Raw genomic sequence first — 792 nt, 5'->3', positions numbered from 1 at the left:
TATCAGAAAGCATCAGCTGATCTACAGCTATGATATGGTCAAGGATTCAATCGCCTGGTATGATGTGTTTTATGCCGATGATTATTGGGATAAGGGGAAAAAGCTTACGGATTACTCTTGGGCTATAAGTAATGATAAAATTATCCTGGCTCCTTTGTATGATCATGAAATGCAGGTTTTTGATATCCCATCAGGTCAGGTGATAGATCGGAAGACAGTAAAGTCATCTGCCATAAATAATTTTGATTTTGTAAATTCTTTACCTTCAGGTATCAACGAAGGACTCAAAAATGATCTTAAATATGATCGATACAATACTTTAATTTATGACCCTTATAGAAGGGTTTTTTATCGTTTTTATGATCAGGGATTTGAATTGGAAGAAGATTATCCGGTTGAAAAAATAAGTTCAATGGATTTATCCAGGCCTTATTTAGGAGTATTGATACTGGATGAGGACCTGAATCCCATAGGAGAGCATAAGTTCCAAAAAAATGAGGTATATACCTTTTCCAACCATTTTGTAGGTGAAAAGGGACTTTATATTTCCACCAACAACCTTTTCAATGAAGACTTCAGTGAAGACAGTTTCAGGTATGCGGTATTCAGTTTGGAAAAACAATAGTAGCCATGTTTAGATCGGATTCCATCTTGCCTTCGGGGATTTTTTTCTGTGGGTTGGCATGTCCTCGTCAAGCCCCTGTGGGATTGGGAGATATTAATATTTTGACCATATTAACGTAATATTCAATTATAAAACTAATAAAAGTTTAAAATAACTTTGATTTTAGG

At 35.1% G+C, this 792-nt stretch carries 1 protein-coding gene; it reads left to right on the top strand.

All coding sequences use genetic code 11. The features are described from left to right. A partial coding sequence (locus tag H1A14_RS23065; RefSeq protein WP_194778674.1) for a DUF4221 family protein occupies positions 1 to 625 on the top strand: 625 nt, incomplete at its 5' end. Positions 626 to 792: the final 167 nt, after the last annotated feature.

This window comes from Pararhodonellum marinum, assembly GCF_015354735.1.
Taxonomy (GTDB): domain Bacteria; phylum Bacteroidota; class Bacteroidia; order Cytophagales; family Cyclobacteriaceae; genus Pararhodonellum; species Pararhodonellum marinum.
Note: the sequence above shows the minus strand (reverse complement) of the source record. Positions and strands in the feature narration are given on the sequence as shown.